Consider the following 18,629-nt stretch of genomic DNA (forward strand, 5'->3'; position numbering starts at 1 on the left):
TGCAGCGCTGATCCGTGCCAGTTGCGCAAGCTGACGTCCGGCGCGGCGTTTCCGTAGAGCCTAGATCCTATGTTCCGTGTCAAGCCGCAATGTCGATTCGGTGAGCAAGCTCCGCTCTACACGGTGGTGGGTTTTGTAGAGCCGAGCACGCTCGGCTCGGGGCGCACGGGAGCGGAGCAAGCTCCGCTCTACGACGGTGGCAGGTTTTGTAGAGCCGAGCTCGCTCGGCTTGGGGCGCATGGGAGCGGAGCAAGCTCCGCTCTACGACGGTGGTGGTGTTTGTTCTTGTAGAGCCGAGCTTGCTCGGCTGAATCGGCGGGGATGTGGCGGCAGTGCAGAAGGCATCGCGTTACCCACGCGGCTTCAATCGAAGCCGCTGGCAAAGATCCGGTCGAAGTCGTAGCCGGTGCCGGTGAGCGAGATCGTGACGTTGGGTCGCACTCCGGTCGCGTTCGTGAACGACAGGATCGTCTGCGTCGCGTTCGGGCCGAGCGAATTGCCGCCCGGTTGGAAGCGGTAAGCGATCTGGCAACTGTCGTTGACAGGCAGGCTCGCAGGACAATTGTTGGTGGCGCCGAAGGGAGCGTTCACGTTGCCGCCGATGAAGCCGGTCAGCGGCGACTCGCTCGTATTGGTGATGGTGACCGGTACGGTCATGCTGGTTGTCAGCAGCACTTGGCCGAAATCGATGTCAGTCGGCGTTACCCTGGCCAGCGTGCCGATGCCGGTACCGGCCAGGTGGACCTGGAATCCCTGGTTGACGCTGCCGCCCGACGCGCTGATCGATGTGGAGGTCGAAACCGGGCCGAGCACGCGCGGCTGGTAACGATAGGTGAACTTGCACTGCGCACCCGCGGCGATCTGTCCGCCACAAGTTGTCGAGCCGCTGAAGGCGCCGCCCGCATTGTTGCCGAGGCCGCCGCCGCCGAACACGACGTTGCCGGCGCTGATGTTGCGCGCGACGAATTCGAACGTCGCCGTGCGGCCGAGCTTGATGCGGCCGAAATCGATGCCGCGCGGATGGAAAGTGACGATGCCCGATTCGGTCGACCCTTCGCCGGCGTACTGCAGCGCGTAGGATTCGTAGATGTCCGGGGCGTAAGTTGCCAACGTGGTCGAGTCCTCGGCGAACGCGGAGGTCGATGGCGTGAACCGTCGTGTCATCTGGCAACTGTTGCCGGGCGTGACCCCGGCGCCGCACGACGTGCTCCCCGCGAACGGTGGTTGGAGACCGCCTCCGCCAGCGAACATGACGGTCTCGTCGTCGTCGGTGTTCGTCGCGGTGAGCTTGACTTCAACCATGGCGCCGATCTGTTGCGCGCCGAAGTCGACGCGAGTCGGCGAAAGTTGCAGCAGCGACTCGGTGCCGCGGCCGGCAAATTGCAGCGTCTGCCCGGTGCTGCCTACCTCGTTTGCACCGGCAAGTACCGAGGCGCTCGCGCTGAAATCCTGCTCGGCGGCGGTCGGGCGAAAATGGTAGTTGATCGAGCACGAGCCGTTGGCCGGGAGAATCCCGCCATTGCAGGTTCCTCCCTGCGCGCGGAATTCGGTGCTGCCGGAAATGCCACCGCCGGCGATCTGCAGGTCCTCGTTGGTCAGGTTCTTGAAGGTCACCGGGATGCTGACGGTCGTGCCGACCTTGATCGAACCGAAGTCGACATAGGTCGGGCTGATGTTGACGACACGCGGATCGGCGAGCGCCACGTGGCTGGTGAGGATCGCAAGGGTGACGCCTGCGAAGCGGGCGCGGCCTCTCATGCCGAAGAGGGACGATTCGATGCGGTGGAGGTTCATGGGCCTACTCCAGGTGGTGACCAAAGACGCGGGTTCCACCAAGGCGACTTTCACCAAGGTGACCTGACTTCGCCTTTCACGTGAATCGGCATCTTCAGGGGCCATGTGTGCGGCGCGGTCCGAGACTGGCGCCATGCCCATTCTCGCGACGGGCTCTGGCGGGTATCCTTGCCGGTTACGCAACCGCCGCGCGATGCTGTCGGCGCCACGAACTTCCAGGCCTGTCCATGTCTGCCGCCCAGCCCATTCCCGCCCGCCACAAGAACGTCAATCGCGCCGAAGTCTGCGACCAGAACTTCATCGAGTTCGTGCAGGGCTGGTCGGGCTCGCCGCAGCGCGCGCCGCGTGGTGATGAGTCGGTCTTGCCGGGCAGCCTGTGCAGCGCGCAGGATTTCCTTGAACTGTTCGAGTCACAGCTGGTCTCGCGCCACCTCGACCTGATGGCGCGCGTGCTGCGCGTGAAGAACAAGGTGTTCTACACGATCGGTTCGTCCGGTCACGAAGGCAACGCGATGGTGGCGCGACTCACTCGTCATACCGATCCGGCCTTCCTGCACTACCGCAGCGGCGCCTTCATGGCCGAGCGGTTCCGCAAGCTGCCGGGCATGGATCCGATCATGGATTCGGCGCTGTCGTTTGCCGCGAGCATGGACGATCCGGCCTCGGGCGGGCGCCACAAGGTCTGGGGCAGCAAGCCCTTGTGGGTGATTCCGCAGACTTCCACGATCGCCTCGCACCTGCCCAAGGCGCTGGGTACCGCGGTGGCGATCGAACAGGCGCGCCGAATCGGCCATGAACTGCCGGTGCCCGCCGATTCGATCGCGATCTGTTCGTTCGGCGATGCCTCGGCCAATCATGCGACCGCGCAGACCGCGTTCAATGCCGCGCAGTGGACCGCCTACCAGAAGTTGCCGGCGCCGGTCCTGTTCGTGTGCGAGGACAATGGCATCGGCATTTCGGTGAAGACGCCCAACGACTGGATCCACGCGAGTTTCAGCGTGCGCCGCGATCTGGATTACTTCCGCGCCGATGGTCTTGATCTGGCCAACGGCTACGAACAGGTCGCACGCGCGGTGCATCACTGCCGCACGACGCGGCGGCCGACCTTTCTGCACTTGCGCACCACGCGCATCATGGGCCATGCCGGCACCGACTTCGAGATCGAGTGGCGCAGCTTCGAGGAGCTGATGGCAGTGGAGGCGAGCGATCCGCTGCTGCGTTCGGCAGCGATCGCGCTCGAATCGGGACTGTATACGCGCGAGAGCCTGCTGGCGAAATACGAAGACACTCGGCGCAAGTGTTTTGCCGCGGCCGAGGAAGCCGATCGCCGGCCCAAACTCGACAGACTCGAGGATGTGATCGCGCCGCTGGCGCCATACTCCCCGCACAAGGTCGCCGCTGAAGCGCAGCGTGCCGATCATGCGGAGCGGCGCCTGACTGCGTTCGGAGGTGAGGAAAAGCTGCCCGAGCGCCAGCCGCCACGACACCTGGCGATCCAGATCAACAATGCCCTGCATGACCTGTTCTGCAAGTATCCCGAGGCGCTGCTGTTCGGCGAGGACGTGGCGCAGAAGGGCGGCGTCTACACGGTCACCAAGGGGCTGCACAAGGCGTTCAGGAACGCGCGCGTGTTCAACACCCTGCTCGACGAGACGATGATCCTCGGTCTCGCCCAGGGCTACGCCAACATGGGCATGCTGCCGATCCCGGAAATCCAGTATCTGGCCTATTTCCACAACGCCTGCGACCAGATCCGCGGCGAGGCGGCGAGCCTGCAGTTTTTCTCCAACGACCAGTACCGCAATCCGATGCTGGTGCGCATCGCCGGGTTGGGGTACCAGCGCGGTTTCGGCGGGCATTTCCACAACGACAACTCGATTACCGCATTGCGCGACATTCCCGGCCTCGTGGTCGGCTGCCCGAGCCGCGGCGACGATGCCGCGACGATGCTGCGCACGCTCGCCGCGCTGGCCAAGGTCGACGGGCGTGTCTGCGTGTTCCTCGAACCGATCGCGTTGTACATGACCAAGGATCTGTACGAACCCGGCGACGGCCAGTGGCTGACCAGCTATCCGCCACCCGAACAGGCGATGCCGCTGGGCGAAGGTCGCATCTACGGCGAGGGCGCCAACGATCTGCTGATTTTCACCTATGGCAACGGCGTGCCGATGAGCCTGCGCGCCGCGCGCGAGATCGAGAAACGCCACGGCTGGAAGGTGCGCACGGTCGATCTGCGCTGGCTGGTGCCGCTCAACGAAGCCTTCATTGCCGAACAGGCGCGCAGCGCCCGGCGCATCCTCGTCGTCGATGAAGGCCGCCACAGCGCCGGGGTCGGCGAGGGCGTGATCACCGCGATCGTCGAAGCGGGCCTGGGCGCCACGCCGCTGCGGCGGGTGGTCGGCGCCGATACCTACACGCCGCTCGCGGGCGCCGCTTTCCTGGTGCTGCCGGGCGATGCCGACATCGTCGCAATGGCTGCCGAACTGGTCTGATGGCGCGTCCGAAGCAGGGTTCGACTGCGTCTGCGCCGGCAGGCCGCGCCGGCTGCATGGACGCCAGGCGTGTGGATGGCTGGCGATGCCGCGCCGGCGGCGATTGGATATGATGACGCGATGACCGAACGCCGCGCCCTGACGATCCTGTTTGCCGATGTTTCGGGCAGCACGCGCCTGTTCGAATCGCGTGGCGATCTCGAGGCGCGGCGACTCATCGCCCACGTGCTCGACGCGCTGTCCGAAGTCGCGGCCCAGCATGGCGGCCGCGTGATCAAGACCATCGGCGACGAAATCATGTGCACGTTTCCCTCGGCGCTCAATGGCCTGTTCGCGGCGACCGACATGCAGCGGCGAATCAAGCACGACGAAGGCCTGCAGCGTGACAATCTTGCCATTCGCATCGGTCTGCACCACGGTGAGGCGCTGGTCGAGAACGACGACGTGTTCGGCGACGCGGTCAATGTCGCGGCACGCATGGCCGACAAGACGCTGGCGCGGCGCGATCAGATCGTGACTACGGCAAGCACCGTTGCCGGTGTCACCATTGCGGCTGGCCTGCGCGTGCGACCGCTTGGCAATGCCTGGGTGCTGGGCAAGCAGGCGCCGATCGAAATCGTTGACGTGCTGTGGCAGGAAGATCTTGCGCCGGTCACGACCCTGCAGCGGGTGTTGCAACCCGATCAGGCAAGCAATGAGCGATCACGCCTGACCTTGCGCCATCGTGGCCAGGTGTTCGAGCTGGACGAAGGCGCCACATTCTCGATCGGCCGCGATCCCGCAAGCAGCCTCGTCGTCGAAACCGAATGGGTATCGCGCAACCATGCCCTGATCGAATGGAAGCGGGGCCATTTCATGTTCGCTGACCGCTCGACCAACGGCAGCTGGTTGCGCATGGGGGAAGACAACGAAGTTCTCGTCCATCGGGATGAGGTGCACCTGCGGCGCAGTGGCACGATCAGCCTGGGCCAGGTTCATGGCAGCGACGAGCTGGATCTCCTGCACTTCCAGTGTGGCGACGACTGAGGCAGGTTGCTTTCGCGGGCGGCTCCGCGCAGTCGGGACAGCCTGATCATTGGCCAGCGCTGCTGCGCTCAGATTTCACCCGCGTAGAGCAGGGCCCGCCGACCGCTTCCAGATTGCGCAATCACCTCGACCCAGGCCGCATGCTCTGGCGCGGGGGCGACAAGTCGCCAACCGGCCGTCGCGAGCCTGGGTTCAGCGAAGGCAACCGCCACATCAGGACGATCGATGCCGGTGCGCACGCTTCGTTTCGTGCCGTCGATGGTGACCGCAATTTCCTCGACCGCATCATCATCGAGCGAGCCGGCCCATCCCTCGAGCTCGAGCTGCGCTGCGCCGCGTTGCTTGCGATCGAGCCAGCCCCAGACGCCGCGACGGACTCCCGCGGTGCAGCCAAGGTCTTCACGCCCGGGCGAGATCAGCCAAAGGTCTTGCTCGTTGGCCAGTCCGCGAGCAATGCACGCAGTGGCGGCCTGTTTGCCGCAGGCTTGTTCGATGGCGCCGCGGACGAAGGCATCCGACACGTAGGTGGTGCCGTAGATGTCGCCATCGAGATCGGCGTTCTCGCTGCTGCGTGAATAGCTGAACCCGTTGGCGGGCCGCGCCGCGTCGGCGGCAAGCAGCTTGTCACCGCGCACGCTGAATGCGAGTACGCCGTGCGGCTTGAGCATGCCCGCAAGCTTCGCCAGCCAGGCGTGGAAGAGCGACTCGGGAAGATGCGAAAACAGTGACACCACCCAGATGAAATCGAAGCTCCCTGCAGGATGAAAATCCGCAGGGTCGGCGCAGGAGGCGAAGGTCGGTACCGCAAAGCGCGACTCGACGAACCGCAGCGCGTCGGCTTGCAGTTCGGACGCGCACAGATGGTCACGCGGCAAGTCGGCAACGGCAAAGCGCAGGAAGCGCCCGAAGCCGCAGGCAAAGTCGAGCACGCGTGGCGCATCGCCCGGGAACAATCGGTCGAGCAGTTGCCGCGCAAGCGCGTACTGTTGCAGGGCCACGTTGAAATACTGACTGGCGGCGGTGGCGAAATCACCATGCGTTGCCAGCGAGTGCAACAGCATCTGGTCGCCCGGGCTGATCGCGGTGATGAAGTCCGCAGGGTGCGCCAGCGGTGGCACGCAGCATTGCAGGATGGTTTCGCGCAGGCGCGGATCTGGAGCGAAGTCGGTCATGGGCGCAGATGGCGAGGAAGCGAAAAGGGCAAGGCGCGGATCCCGGCAGCGCCGAGTCCCGGGTGTCCGGAGTATGCCTTGCGCGCCTGGGCTCGAGCGGGGTTCTTGCCGCGCGCGGCCTGAACAAACCGGGTTTGATCAGGGCGCAGCGTGGCGGAGAACCTTTCAGCTTCCGTCGAAGCCGTTGCGAAAGATCGAGTCGAAATCCGCGGGTGGCAGATCGGCGCCCTGGAAAATCCCCATGGGCGTGTAGCCTGCATAGCCCGGGAAGGCGTAGTAGATGTTCGGATTGCCCATGCGCCGGATCAGCGCCTCCGATATCACGCGCCGATAGTCGGTGGTGACGGCGACATCCACGTTTTCATACAGCTCGCCGCTGCCCAGTCCCGGATAGTTGCCATAAACCGTGCCGCCGTTGACCGCGCCGCCGAGCACGGTGATGACATTGCCGTAACCGTGATCGGTGCCGCCGTCGGAGTTCTCCTGCACGCGACGGCCGAACTCGCTGACCACGATCACGCTGACGTTGTTCATGTAGTTGGTCGCGCCAGCCGAGAGGTCGGTGTAGAACGCCGACAGGCCATCGGACAGGCTCGAGACCTGGTTGCCGAACCAGTCGTAGCTCTGGGTCGGATTGCCTTGGCCGACGTGGGTGTCCCAGTTGCCCAGATCGATCGTCACCGCACGCAGACCGACATTGCGCTTGATCAGCTGCGCGACATTGCGCAGCTGGGTGCCGAAACTGCCGTTGTACTGCAAGGCGTAGTTGGCGCCACCCGCGGGCTGGTAGCCGTCTGGATTGTTGGCGGCATCGTAGAGCCCGAAATCGATCGGTCGCAGCAGCGCCAGAGAATCGAGCGTTTCCATGCCCGCCCTTTCGAGCAGGGTTGCGTTGCTGCCGTTCCAAAGCGCATTCATGCGACTGACGCCACCGACCAGGCCATGCGCCGCGTCATCGTCCTGCCACGACCAGTGGAAGGTGTCGAGACGAAAATCCGAGCCGCTGTTCATCGTGATCGCATCGCTGCTGCCGAGCAGGCTCTTGGCCGTGATGCTGCCCATCGACACCGCGGGCAGCGGCACGTTGGCGGGCAGCCCGCCGCTGATCAGATGACGCGTAAGCCAGCCGATGCTGCCACCTGAATTGCCGCCGACACCGAATTCGAGGTTTGACTGCGCCTCGAAATGGCTGCGCACGACAGGATCGGGCATCACCTGGCCGGCGGCGACCACGAAGGCCGCATGGCCGGCGTTGAACAGGTTGCGCAAACCGCTGGCGCGCGGATGCAAGGCCCAGCTGTTTCCATTGAGGGCAAGCGCAGCGCCGTTGCCGCTGGTGGGTATGCGCGTGGAGACGCGGTTGGTCTCGTAGTTCGCCCGGTACGGACTACCGGCGCCGGGTGGCAACAGACTCAATCCGTCCATTGCGCCGCGAAGGAACACGATGACGAGGGTGTCGCCGGTGGCTGCGGCGGGCTCGATCGGTGGCGTGAAATAGGCCATTGCACGACTGCTCGCGCCGAGGGCGCTGGCGCTGACACAGCAGGTCTTGAGGAAGTCGCGACGGTTCATCGGAATCATGACGCTCTCCTCAGCGGCGCAGGAAGTCGGGCGAACACAGGATCAGGCCGACCGCGGTACGCAGGCGTGATTTCGTGTAGTGCTGCGACAGCTGGTTGGCCGGTGACAGGTGCCAACTGTCGGTGCTCAGGTCGAGCGCAGTGGTCGCCGCGGCTTCCTGACGCAGGAAGTCGACAGCGACGCCGTGGGTTTGCGCCGGCCGCATGCCGAGCAGGCGGTCGCACCAGTAATTGATGATGTTGAGCGCGCTGCGATCGGCGGCATCGGGGAACGCGGCGAGCGTTTGCGCCTGCACATCGGCGATGAATGGCGAATTGACGTTGCCGTTGATCTGGTGCATCTCGAGCAGGCGCGGCAGCAGTTTGAGCGTCATGCCCAAGGCGCTGCTGCTTGACCACACTTGCTGGGTGTCGGGATAGCCGTCGGGCGCGGGCCAGTAGAACAGGCGGTTGCCGGTGCCCTGCAGGCGGTAGATGAACTCCTCGCTCGTGGTCCAACTGCCGGTGTTGTCGGGCATTGGCGTGAAGTCGGCGTTGAGGCCGCGCAGTGCACTGATTGCGGCAGTCACCGGGCGCTTCATCTTGGTGCCCCAACTGGTCTTGAACTGGCTCGACTGCAGGATCAGGCCGAGTACCTGCTTGATCTGGTCAGGTGCCTGCCATTGGGCGTGAAACAGGTCGGCCGCGCTCTGCACCAGCGACTCGGGGGCGTTGTCACCGACGAAGCGGCGGCAGAGTTTGCCGGCCACGAAGTGCGCCGTGCCCGGATGCTGGGCCAGCATGTCGAACAGCTGGGTGCCGTCGTTCTGGCCGCCGCCGGCAGGGAAGTTGCGATGCAGGACGCGTTTGACGCCGGCATCGTGCAGGGCCTGCACGTATTCGAAGGTGCCCGGGTTCGGATCGCTTTGCGTTTCCCAGGTGCTGCCGGAAATCGTCCAGCCGGTGAGCACGCGCGCGGCCTCGTAGACATCGTCATCGACGTACTGCAGGCGCTGGATCTTGCCCTGCCAGTCGACATAGGTCGGCAGCGAGGGATCGTCGTCGGGGTCGGTGATGATGCCGCGATAGTTTTCCGCGCCCAGCGTATGCAGTTCGAGCAATTCGCGCGCGTAGTTCTCGTTGGGATGGCCGGAGTAGCTGGTGTACAGGTCGAGCATGTACATCATCGATGCCGATTCGCAGGTCGCCTGCAGCATGTTGCGGAAATTGCCGAACACGTGTGGGCGGATCGCGTCGCGGTCGAAGGCGGGGAACATCGGTCCGCCATCGTAATCCCAGCCGAAAGCGCTGAAATGGTCGTGCCAGAAATCGGTTGCGACCTCGAACAGCTGGCGCCGGCTGTAGATGCGGCGGATCAGGGTCGCGCATTCGACTTCCGACACCGGCAGCATGCGCTGGTAGTAATTGTTGGTGACCGAATGATGATCGGCCCAGAGCTGCGCGGGTGACTTGCCGAGCGTTGTGAAGCCGGCGCTGGCGAGGCGGCTGTCGCAGGCACCGTCATTGATCGAGGCCGGATCAAGCTGCTGGGCGAGCCAGCTGCTCCAGCGCGCCTCGTCGTTCGCACCCAGTGCGATAAAGGCGGCGTGCTCGGCGGTGCTGAAGCCGAAGGTCGCACGAGTCAGCCAGCGCACCGCATCGGGAGGCGTGTTGAGCGCGTCGGGTTGCATGGGCAGAGCGCTCGGCGCAAGGCCGTCACGCCCCGGGCGGCGACGCGACAGTCGCGTATCGAGGGACAGGTCGCCGCCGGCACCGAAAAGCGCATGCAGCATGCGCCGGCGCGCCGTCATCACGGCAGTAGGTGTCGCATTCATCGGAGCCCCCGTTTGACCTCGCCGGCGAGGGGCATATGGATAGCTCGGCTGGCGCGCCGATGCAACGTCGGCGGCCGCAAACCGTGATGGTGGCGGCCAAATCCCCGGTGGGGCGAGGCCGTGCTAGACGATCCTCGGCTCGGCTTCGAGTTCGACGCCGAAACGCGCGCGCACGCGCTCACGCACGGTTTGTGCGAACGCCCACAGTTGCGCGCCGCTGGCGTGGCCGTGGTTGACCAGCACCAGGGCATGCCGGGCGCTGATGCCGGCGTCGCCGTCACGCTCGCCCTTGCAGCCGGCCTGCTCGATCAGCCAGGCCGCGGAAAGCTTGACCAGGCCCCCGTCGGCATCCCAGATCGGCAGATCGGCATGTTCGGCGCGCAGGGTATTCGCAAACGCGGGATCGACCCGCGGATTCTTGAAGAAGCTGCCGGCATTGCCATGCACGGCCGGGTCGGGCAGCTTGCGCATGCGCAGGCGGGTCACCGCTTCGGCCACTTGCGCGGATGTGGCTGCAGCCGCGGCCACGCCCATCGCATCTAGCTCGGCTTGGATGCCGGCATAGCCCAGGTGCGGTGCGCGCCTTCGCGGCAGCTCGAACTCGACGGCGACGATCAAGTAGCGGTCGGGTTCGTGCTTGAACAGCGAATCGCGATAGCCGAACGCGCACTGGGCAGGTTGCAGGCGCACGAAGTTGCCCTGTTGCCGGTCCCAGGCTTCGACGGTGGCAATGAACTCCGCGACTTCGCCGCCATAGGCGCCAATGTTCTGGATCGGCGCGGCACCGACCGTGCCTGGAATCAAGGCCAGGTTTTCCAGTCCGCATGCGCCCCTGGCAAGCGACCAGTGCACGAAATCATTCCAGTGTTCGCCCGCGGCCACGCGCACGCGCAGCGTCTGCTCGTCGTCGGCGAGAACTTCGATTCCACGGGTGGCCAGGGTGAGTACCACACCGGGCCAGTTGCGCGTGAACAGCACGTTGCTGCCTTCGCCGAGCACCAGCACGGGATCGCGCTGGAGCATCGCATAGCCGAACAGTTCGCGCAGCGCGTCGTTCTTGCGCACGTCGATCAACAGCGCTGCGCGCGCCTCGACGCCGAAGCTGTTGCGTGCACGCAGCGAGGCGTTTTCGAGTATCGAATAGGCGGGCGAGTGGCTGCCGCGATTCATGCGGATGGGGACCCCGCACGTTCGCGCAGCGCCGTCACGCAGTCGCCAATCAAGGCCGGGCCGCGGAAGATGAGGCCGCTGTAGAATTGCACCAGGCTCGCGCCGGCGTCGAACTTGGCCGCCGCGTCGCCGCCCGCGCTGATGCCGCCGACGCCGACCAGTGGAATCTTTCCTGCAAGTCGCTGCGCCATCCCGCGCAGCACGGCAGTGGATTTTTCCAGCAGCGGCTTGCCCGACAGACCGCCGCTCTCGTGTGCATGACGATGTCCGCTCACGCCTTCGCGCGCGAGTGTGGTGTTGGTGCAGATCAGGCCATCGACCTGTGCTTGCAGCACGACGCCGGCAATCGCATCGAGTGCGGCAGTATCGAGATCGGGCGCGATCTTGAGAAGCATCGGCTTGCGTTTGCCGTCGCGCGCGGCCAGGCGCTCCTGCGCCTCGCGCAGCGTGCCGATCAGGCGCCGCAGGGAATCCTCGTGTTGCAGGTCGCGCAAGCCCTGCGTGTTGGGCGAGGAAATGTTGATGGTGACGTAACTCGCGCGGGCGTACACGCGTTCGAGGCAATGCAGGTAATCATCTGCCGCGCGTTCGTTGGGCGTGTCCTTGTTCTTGCCGATGTTGATGCCAAGCACGCCGCCGAACTTCGCACGCTCGACATTGCGCAGCAGTGCGTCGACACCGTCGTTGTTGAAGCCCATGCGATTGATGATCGCCTCGTGCTCGGCGAGACGGAACAGGCGCGGCCGCGCATTGCCGGCCTGCGCGCGCGGCGTGGTGGTGCCCACCTCGATGAAGCCGAAGCCGAGCGCGGCCAGCGCATCGACATGCGCGCCATTCTTGTCGAGCCCGGCGGCCAGGCCCACCGGATTGTCGAACCGCATGCCCAGGACATCGACCGGCGAGGTCCTGTGGCTGCCCGCCAGCAACGGGTGGGTGCCCGTTCGCCAGGCTGCCTCGATCGCGGCGAGGGCAAGATCATGGGCGCGCTCGGCATCCAGGCAGAACAACAGGGAGCGCGCGAGTGCGTACATCGAGGTCCTGTTTGCAGCGCAGGCCACGGGCGCACGGCCCGCGGCGTCCGGGGAATGGGCGGGGCGTCTCAGCTGAACAATTTGGCGAAAAAGACGAGGCCGCCGAACAAGACGAAGATTGCAATGACGACAAGAACCATCAGGATCAACTGCGCCCAGCCGAGGATCAGGCCGGTCAGCGCCATGCCGTCACCGTCGATCGTGCCCGGTGGGGCGCGGCGAATTTCACCGCGGGCGAGATGGCCGCAGATGATCGCCACCAGCGCACCAACGAAGGGCAGCATGAACCAGCACAGGATGCCGGAGATCAAGCTGACGAGTGCGGTCGTACTGGTCTGGCGGGCAGGCACGGGGGCATTCATGCGGATGGATCCTCGATGCACGGTGGATCAAGACTAGAGGCAGGCGGCAGCTTGATCAATGCGCCCGGCGTGCACGGCGGCCGGGCGCATCGGCGCATTTCAGAACTCGAACTTGATGCCCTGGGCAAGCGGCAAGGCGTCAGAGTAGTTGATGGTGTTGGTCTGGCGGCGCATGTAGGCCTGCCAGGCGGTCGAACCCGATTCGCGGCCGCCGCCGGTTTCCTTCTCGCCACCGAAGGCGCCACCGATCTCGGCGCCCGAGGTGCCGATATTGACGTTGGCAATGCCGCAGTCGCTGCCGCTGGCAGCGAGGAAGGCTTCGGCCGCCTTGAGATTCTGCGTGAAGATCGCCGAGGACAAACCCTGCGGTACGTCGTTCTGCGCCGCAATCGCTTCGTCGAGCGACTTGAACTTCATCACGTAGAGGATCGGCGCGAAGGTTTCGGTCTGCACCACCTCGGCCGAATTGGCCAGGCCGGTGATGATCGTCGGCAGCACGAAATTACCCTTGCCGGCGATCGCGGCGCCGCCACTGGCGACCTTGCCGCCGCTGGCCTTGGCCTTCTCGATCGCGGCGAGATACGCGCTCACCGCATCGCGGCTGTTGAGCGGGCCCATGAGGTTCTTCGCGTCGGTGGGATCGCCGATCTTCTTCTCGACCTGTTGGTAGGCGGTGACCAGTTTGGCGAGCACGTCATCGTGGATCGACTCGTGCACGAACAGGCGGCGCGTGGTGGTGCAGCGCTGGCCGGCGGTGCCGACCGCGCCGAACACGATCGCCGGGATCGCCAGTTTCAGATCGGCGCTCTGGTCGACGATGATCGCGTTGTTGCCGCCCAGCTCGAGCAGGCTGCGGCCCATGCGCTGGGCCACGCGCTCGCCGACGAGGCGACCAACCCGGGTCGAACCGGTGAAGCTCACCAGCGCGATGCGCTTGTCATCGACGAAGCCCTGCGCCAGTTCGGTGCCGGCATCGTTGAACAGGAAGAACAGGTCGGGGAAGCCGCCCGCGCGCAGTGCTTCGTTGCAGATCCTGAGCGCGGCGATCGCCGACAGCGGTACCTTGGGCGAGGGCTTCCAGATCGAGATGTCACCGCAGACCGCGGCGATGAAGCTGTTCCAGGCCCACACCGCGACCGGGAAGTTGAAGGCCGAAATGATGCCGACCAGACCCAGCGGATGCCATTGCTCGTACATGCGATGGCCGGGACGTTCGGAATGCATGGTCAGGCCGTAGAGCTGGCGCGACAGACCGAGCGCGAAGTCGCCGATGTCGATCATTTCCTGCACTTCGCCATCGCCTTCTGGCTTGGACTTGCCCATTTCCAATGCGACCAGCGAGCCCAGCGCGTCCTTGTGCGTGCGCAGTGCCTCGCTGCACAGGCGAATCGCCTCGCCGCGCCGCGGTGCAGGGGTCGTGCGCCAGACCGCGAAGGCTTCCTGTGCGCGCTTGAGGATGGTCGCGTAATCGCTCTCACCCGAGGCATGCACTTCGGCGATCACTTCGTTGTTGCTCGGATTGATCGCCTGAAGCAGGCCGGCATCGGTGGTTTTCGACCACTCGCCGTTGCCGAGGTAGGCGCCGGAATTGATGGGGCCAAGACCGAGGGCCTTGAGGATCTGACTGGACATGGGAGACTCCGCGATGCGCATTGCGCGCTCTGAAAACGGCAAATTATAGCAGGCTGCCACTCGCTCCGAGGTGCGTGAAAGGCGCTGTCAAGCCCGGCGCTGCGCGGCATGGGCGTGCCACATGGTTACAATGCGCGCCTTGCACGGCCCCGTAGCTCAGCTGGATAGAGCGCGCCCCTCCTAAGGGCGAGGTCACAGGTTCGAATCCTGTCGGGGTCGCCATTCAAACCCTGCCGCGTGGCGGCCTCGGACCCAGCGCATGCTGCACGGACAGAAAATCGTCGTGGTGATGCCGGCGTATCACGCCGAGAAGACGCTGGCCGAGTGCCACGCGGCGATTCCCCTCGACATCGTCGATGAGGTGCTGCTGGTCGATGATGCCAGCGACGATGCGACGGTCGCGGTCGCGCAGCGATTGGGGATCCGCACCCATCGCCACGCTGTCAACCGCGGCTATGGCGGCAATCAGAAGACCTGCTATGCGCTCGCGCTCGGTGCCGATGCCGACATCGTGGTGATGCTGCATCCGGATTACCAATACGAACCGCGTTTGATCACCGCGATGGCGGCGATGATCGCCTCGGGGGTCTACGACGTGGTGTTCGGCTCGCGCATCCTCGGCAACACCGCGATCGCGGGCGGCATGCCGCGCTACAAATACTTGTTCAATCGCCTGCTCACCGCGTTTGAAAACCTGTTGATCGGTTCCAAGCTCTCGGAGTTTCATTCCGGTTATCGCGCGTTCTCGCGCAAGGTGCTGGAGACCTTGCCGCTCGCGTCGAACTCCGATGACTTCGTGTTCGACAACCAGATGCTGGTGCAGGCGCATGCCTTCGGTGCGCGTATCGGCGAGATGTCCTGCCCGACCAAATATTTTGCCGATGCCAGCGAGATCAATTTCCGCCGCTCGGTGGTGTATGGCCTGGGCGTCTTGCGTGTGGCCATGACCTATCGCCTGTGGAAATGGCGCCTGCTCAAGTCGCAGCTGTTTTCTGCCGCGCCCGCGGATCGGCTGACGGCGATGAAGCCGGATGCGCCCTGAAGGCACGCCCGCTGCGCGCGATCTGCGCTGGCCCTGGTGGCTGCTGGGTGCCGCTGCGCTGCTCGCGGGTGCGTTCGCGCGCATCTGGCAACTGCGCTCGCAGATGCTCATCGACGATGAATGGCATGCGGTTCGCAAGCTGATTCAGTCCGGTATGGGGGACATCGCCGACCACTTCGGCATTGCCGACTATTCGATCCCGCTCACGCTTTACGACCGCTGGCTCTACGAGCACAACCAACTTAGCGAATGGTCGATGCACCTGCCGCTGCTGATTGCCGGGCTTGCGTTGCTGGTGATCGCGCCGCTGCTGCTGCGGCGCACGCTCGAGTTGCCGGTGCGCGTGACCTGGCTCGGCCTGCTCGCGGTGTCGCCGCTGCTGATCTACTTCAGCCGCACGGCGCGGCCCTATGCATTGCTCGCCCTGTGCGGCGTGCTCGCCTTCCTCGCCTTGCGCAACTGGACAGCGCGAGGTGGCCGTGCGCCGGCTTGGGCGGCGCTGTACGTCCTGGCGACCTGTCTGGCCGGCTGGGCGCATCTGCTGTCGCTGGTGTTCACGCTGTGGCCGCTGGCCTGCGCCGCGACAATCGCCACGATCGCCTGTTTCGATTCGAAGCAGCGCGAGCGGGCCGCGCGCGTGCTGCGCGGCAGCCTGTTGCTGGGCGCACTCACGGGATGCCTGCTGTTGATCGCGCTCGCGCCGCCCTTGATCAACGACTGGGCCGCACTCGCCGGCAAGGCCGGTGCCGACAGCGTGAGCGGCGCGAGTCTGTATCGCACCCTGCTCATGCAATTCGGTATCACCGATGCACTGAGCCTGGGCGTGGTGCTGATTCTGCTTGTGCTTGGCGCCCTGCGTCTGTGGCGCAGCGAGCGCTTCCTTGTCGCAAGCGTGCTCAGTGCCGCGATCGTCGGCATGGGCGTGATCGCCTTGACGCAGCCAGCCTGGGTGCAGCATCCGCTGGTATTTGCGCGTTATGCGACGCCGATCCTGCCGTGGTTGCTGCTGCTGGTCGCGTCCGGTTTGGTGGATACGGTCGAACGCCTGCGCAAGCCATGGCTGACGATGCCCTTGGTACTGATCGCGCTGATCGCCTTGCTTGCACGCGGGCCGCTGCCGACCTGGTTCTACTGGCCCAACCAATTCATGGGCCATGCGCTGTTCCAGTTCGACTACGACCCTGCTCACAATCCCTACGTCACCCGGCTCGAACTCGGGCCGGTTTCGCCGTTCTACACCGATCTGGCCAAGCGACCAGCGGGCAGCGTGACCCTGATCGAGACGCCGGCGCGTGCCCATTCGAACTACATGCCCGATCCGTGGCTGCAGCAGATCCATCACCAGAACGTGAAGTTCGCTCTGGCATCGCCGATCTGCGGCGAGGGCGACTGGGATGAGTTCCCGTATACCGCCAGCGGCACGCGCTTCAAGCGTTTCGGGCGCCTGGCCGACATCCTCGAAGGCGCAACCTGGGGTGCCGACTATCTCGTGCTGCGCATGCATCCGTGGACGCTGCCCGCGGGCAAGGCGTTTCCGTGGCCGGTGGCCTGGCCCGACATGAGGGCGTGCGCGGCCAAGGTCGAAGCGAAACTCGGTGCGCCCGTCTATCGCGACGATGCCGTGACCGTGTTTTCCTTGCGTGGCTCTCCCTGATCGCTGGCTTGCGCGTGGGCGACTGCGGGTTTGAACTCGACCGCCGGGCCGGCGGACAGGCCCGCGCTCCAGCGCGCGAGCTTGGCATCGATGCTCGCGGATGTCGAAATCTGCGGTTCGGAGTGCAGAAGTTCGGGGTCGGTCTTGGCGTCTTCGGCCTCGCGCTTGGCGACTTCCTCGCGCGCGATCGCGAATGCTGCGGGCAGTGAGGTCGTCTGGTTGAGCGCATCGACGAGGAGAGCCTTGCCGAACCAGGTGATATCCGAATCCGTGCCGCAGCCGAACGAAGTGCGGTCGCTGCGCGCCGAGGTCATCACCAGGGTTGAATCGTCGCGCAGCGCATCGATGAATCCCCCCGAGTAGCAGGCATTCACGACCACCACCTTCCAGCGCATTGCCGGCGTGGTCTTGAACGCATCGACCACGTCTTCAGGCGCGATCTGATTGAGTGGCAGCGGATCGAGATCGACCAGCAGCACATGATCGCTGCTGCCGTGTGTGGTCAGGTAGAGCAGCACGATGTCCTGCGCCGGATCCATCTTCTGCGCGATCGCCTGCAGCGTGCGCTGCAGATTGGTCCAGCTCGCCAGTGGCCGGGTGCCGACCGTGGACGGATTGTTCTCGAGCACGACGACATGGCCCTTGGCGTCGAAGCGCTGCTCGAAGAGCCGCTGCGCGTATTCGGCCTCGTTGCGGAACACGTCCTGGCTGCCGTCGCCGGCAAAGATCACCGCGTAGAGATTGATCTTGCCCGGCGTGCGCGGCGTGAGTTGCGCGAGCGCGGCATCGAGCAGGGCAGGTTGGTCATACATCACCTGCTCGGGGTCGAAGGCGGGCGCAGCCAGAGCTTCGGTTCCTGCCGAGCCGACCTCTCCGTCGGTGCCTGCGGTTGCAGCCTGGGTGTCTGCCGCGCCATCGACTGGGCGCGCCGCTTCATCGCTTGCCGCCACCGGCGCGTACACCGCGGTATCGAGCATTGATACCGACGGCAGATACCACCAGCTGGCTGCCGAAATGGCATAGCCAAGCACGGCCGCGACCACCGCGCGCGCGAAGCTGCGCGGAATGAGGCCATGCGCGACCACCAGCAGCACGAAGAACCACCACGATTGCCCGATCAGCGCGACCAGCAGCCCCAGGGCGGTCTGGCCGTGCGCGTGGAGCAGGTCCGCGAGAAGGCGCAGCGGCCAGTGGACCAGCACTGCAACCAGCGCAGTGGCGGCAAGCAGGGTGCTGGCCACGCCGAGTGTGAATTCATCCCGCTGGGCCAGGCGCGCAAGCAACCAGCCCGCGATCAGGGTGAGCAGGGCGTCGCCGAGCACGACGAGGACACCCCCACTGTCGAAGCGCCACGGACTTGGCGTATCCAGGCCATCGACCAGCAAGGAGGCGAACAGATAGGTGGCGACGAAGGCAACGAACACGCCCGCGCCCGCGCGCAAGCCCGAACCGCGCGGCGTGCGGAGCAGGGCGGCGCGCAGGCCATCGGCAAGGGTCTGCGAATAGGGTTTCACGATGGATGAATCAGCTCGGGGATGTGCAATGACGTCGATGTGCATTATCCCGTGTCCGGCGAGTTCTGGGGTGGGCGGCAGGCGCTTGCGCTCATCATGGGTGTGATCCATGTCGTGTTCGACCTCGCCAGGACCCAAGGCATCCATGCCTGTGCGCCCCGCAGGGATGCGGGTCGAACACGCACGGTCGCGAGTCGGTTTTCGCGTGGACGCGCGAACCCGGGCGGCCTGGCTGGGTGCATGCCGAAACGACCGCGGCTGCTCGCAGGGAAACGGGATGAATTCATGCCGACGTGGGTCGGCTTTCAGGAAAGCGACCACGATGTCGCGACAGCAGGAATCGGGC

13 protein-coding genes and 1 tRNA gene are annotated in these 18,629 nt (G+C 65.2%); 5 read left to right on the plus strand and 9 right to left on the minus strand.

Annotated elements, in window-relative coordinates; translation table 11 throughout:
* Window positions 1-363: 363 nt before the first annotated feature.
* Window positions 364-1,794, minus strand: a complete 1,431-nt coding sequence (locus tag KF759_RS01370) for a choice-of-anchor D domain-containing protein (protein ID WP_291222493.1) — start codon at window positions 1,792-1,794, stop codon at window positions 364-366.
* 227 nt (window positions 1,795-2,021) lie between these two features.
* On the opposite strand from KF759_RS01370, the gene KF759_RS01375 reads away from it, so the two are divergent.
* Both KF759_RS01375 and KF759_RS01380 read left to right on the plus strand, forming a co-directional pair.
* Complete coding sequence (locus KF759_RS01375; protein ID WP_291222495.1) at window positions 2,022-4,286, plus strand: thiamine pyrophosphate-dependent enzyme; 2,265 nt, start codon at window positions 2,022-2,024, stop codon at window positions 4,284-4,286.
* 120 nt (window positions 4,287-4,406) lie between these two features.
* On the plus strand, window positions 4,407-5,312 hold the full coding sequence (locus KF759_RS01380; RefSeq protein ID WP_291222497.1) for an adenylate/guanylate cyclase domain-containing protein: 906 nt from the start codon (window positions 4,407-4,409) through the stop codon (window positions 5,310-5,312).
* A 68-nt stretch (window positions 5,313-5,380) separates the two neighbouring features.
* On the opposite strand, the gene KF759_RS01385 is transcribed toward KF759_RS01380, so the two are convergent.
* From KF759_RS01385 to KF759_RS01415, 7 genes are all read right to left on the minus strand, one after another.
* On the minus strand, window positions 5,381-6,484 hold the full coding sequence (locus KF759_RS01385) for a class I SAM-dependent methyltransferase (RefSeq protein WP_291222499.1): 1,104 nt from the start codon (window positions 6,482-6,484) through the stop codon (window positions 5,381-5,383).
* 165 nt (window positions 6,485-6,649) lie between these two features.
* Window positions 6,650-8,065 (minus strand): DUF1501 domain-containing protein, encoded by a 1,416-nt coding sequence (locus KF759_RS01390; RefSeq protein WP_291222501.1) that lies wholly within the window; start codon window positions 8,063-8,065, stop codon window positions 6,650-6,652.
* Window positions 8,066-8,075: 10 nt separating this feature from the next.
* Complete coding sequence (locus KF759_RS01395) at window positions 8,076-9,878, minus strand: DUF1800 domain-containing protein (RefSeq protein ID WP_291222503.1); 1,803 nt, start codon at window positions 9,876-9,878, stop codon at window positions 8,076-8,078.
* A 123-nt stretch (window positions 9,879-10,001) separates the two neighbouring features.
* Window positions 10,002-11,048, minus strand: coding sequence for a UDP-N-acetylmuramate dehydrogenase (gene murB / locus KF759_RS01400; RefSeq protein WP_291222505.1), 1,047 nt, complete (start codon window positions 11,046-11,048; stop codon window positions 10,002-10,004).
* Window positions 11,045-12,079: a quinone-dependent dihydroorotate dehydrogenase gene (locus tag KF759_RS01405; protein ID WP_291222507.1), complete on the minus strand. Its 1,035-nt coding sequence runs from the start codon at window positions 12,077-12,079 to the stop codon at window positions 11,045-11,047. Before KF759_RS01405 ends, murB begins: the two co-directional genes overlap by 4 nt.
* Before the next feature lie 68 nt (window positions 12,080-12,147).
* A complete protein-coding gene (locus KF759_RS01410; protein ID WP_291222509.1) occupies window positions 12,148-12,441 on the minus strand; it encodes a DUF4190 domain-containing protein in 294 nt (97 codons plus the stop codon).
* Window positions 12,442-12,540: 99 nt separating this feature from the next.
* On the minus strand, window positions 12,541-14,073 hold the full coding sequence (locus KF759_RS01415) for an aldehyde dehydrogenase family protein (RefSeq protein ID WP_291222511.1): 1,533 nt from the start codon (window positions 14,071-14,073) through the stop codon (window positions 12,541-12,543).
* Window positions 14,074-14,218: 145 nt separating this feature from the next.
* Here KF759_RS01415 and KF759_RS01420 point away from each other — a divergent pair.
* The 3 genes from KF759_RS01420 to KF759_RS01430 all read left to right on the plus strand — a co-directional run bounded on the left by KF759_RS01420 (window position 14,219) and on the right by KF759_RS01430 (window position 16,769).
* Window positions 14,219-14,295, plus strand: a tRNA-Arg gene (locus tag KF759_RS01420).
* A gap of 37 nt (window positions 14,296-14,332) precedes the next feature.
* Window positions 14,333-15,115 (plus strand): glycosyltransferase family 2 protein, encoded by a 783-nt coding sequence (locus KF759_RS01425; protein ID WP_291222513.1) that lies wholly within the window; start codon window positions 14,333-14,335, stop codon window positions 15,113-15,115.
* Window positions 15,105-16,769 carry a hypothetical protein gene (locus KF759_RS01430; protein WP_291222515.1) on the plus strand — a complete coding sequence of 555 codons (1,665 nt, stop codon included), beginning with the start codon at window positions 15,105-15,107 and terminating at the stop codon, window positions 16,767-16,769. Before KF759_RS01425 ends, KF759_RS01430 begins: the two co-directional genes overlap by 11 nt.
* On the opposite strand, the gene KF759_RS01435 is transcribed toward KF759_RS01430, so the two are convergent.
* A complete protein-coding gene (locus KF759_RS01435; protein WP_291222516.1) occupies window positions 16,721-18,430 on the minus strand; it encodes a C13 family peptidase in 1,710 nt (569 codons plus the stop codon). The two genes, KF759_RS01430 and KF759_RS01435, sit on opposite strands and share 49 nt — an antisense overlap.
* Window positions 18,431-18,629 lie beyond the last annotated feature (199 nt).

This window comes from Dokdonella sp. (genome assembly GCF_019634815.1).
Lineage (GTDB): Bacteria > Pseudomonadota > Gammaproteobacteria > Xanthomonadales > Rhodanobacteraceae > Dokdonella_A.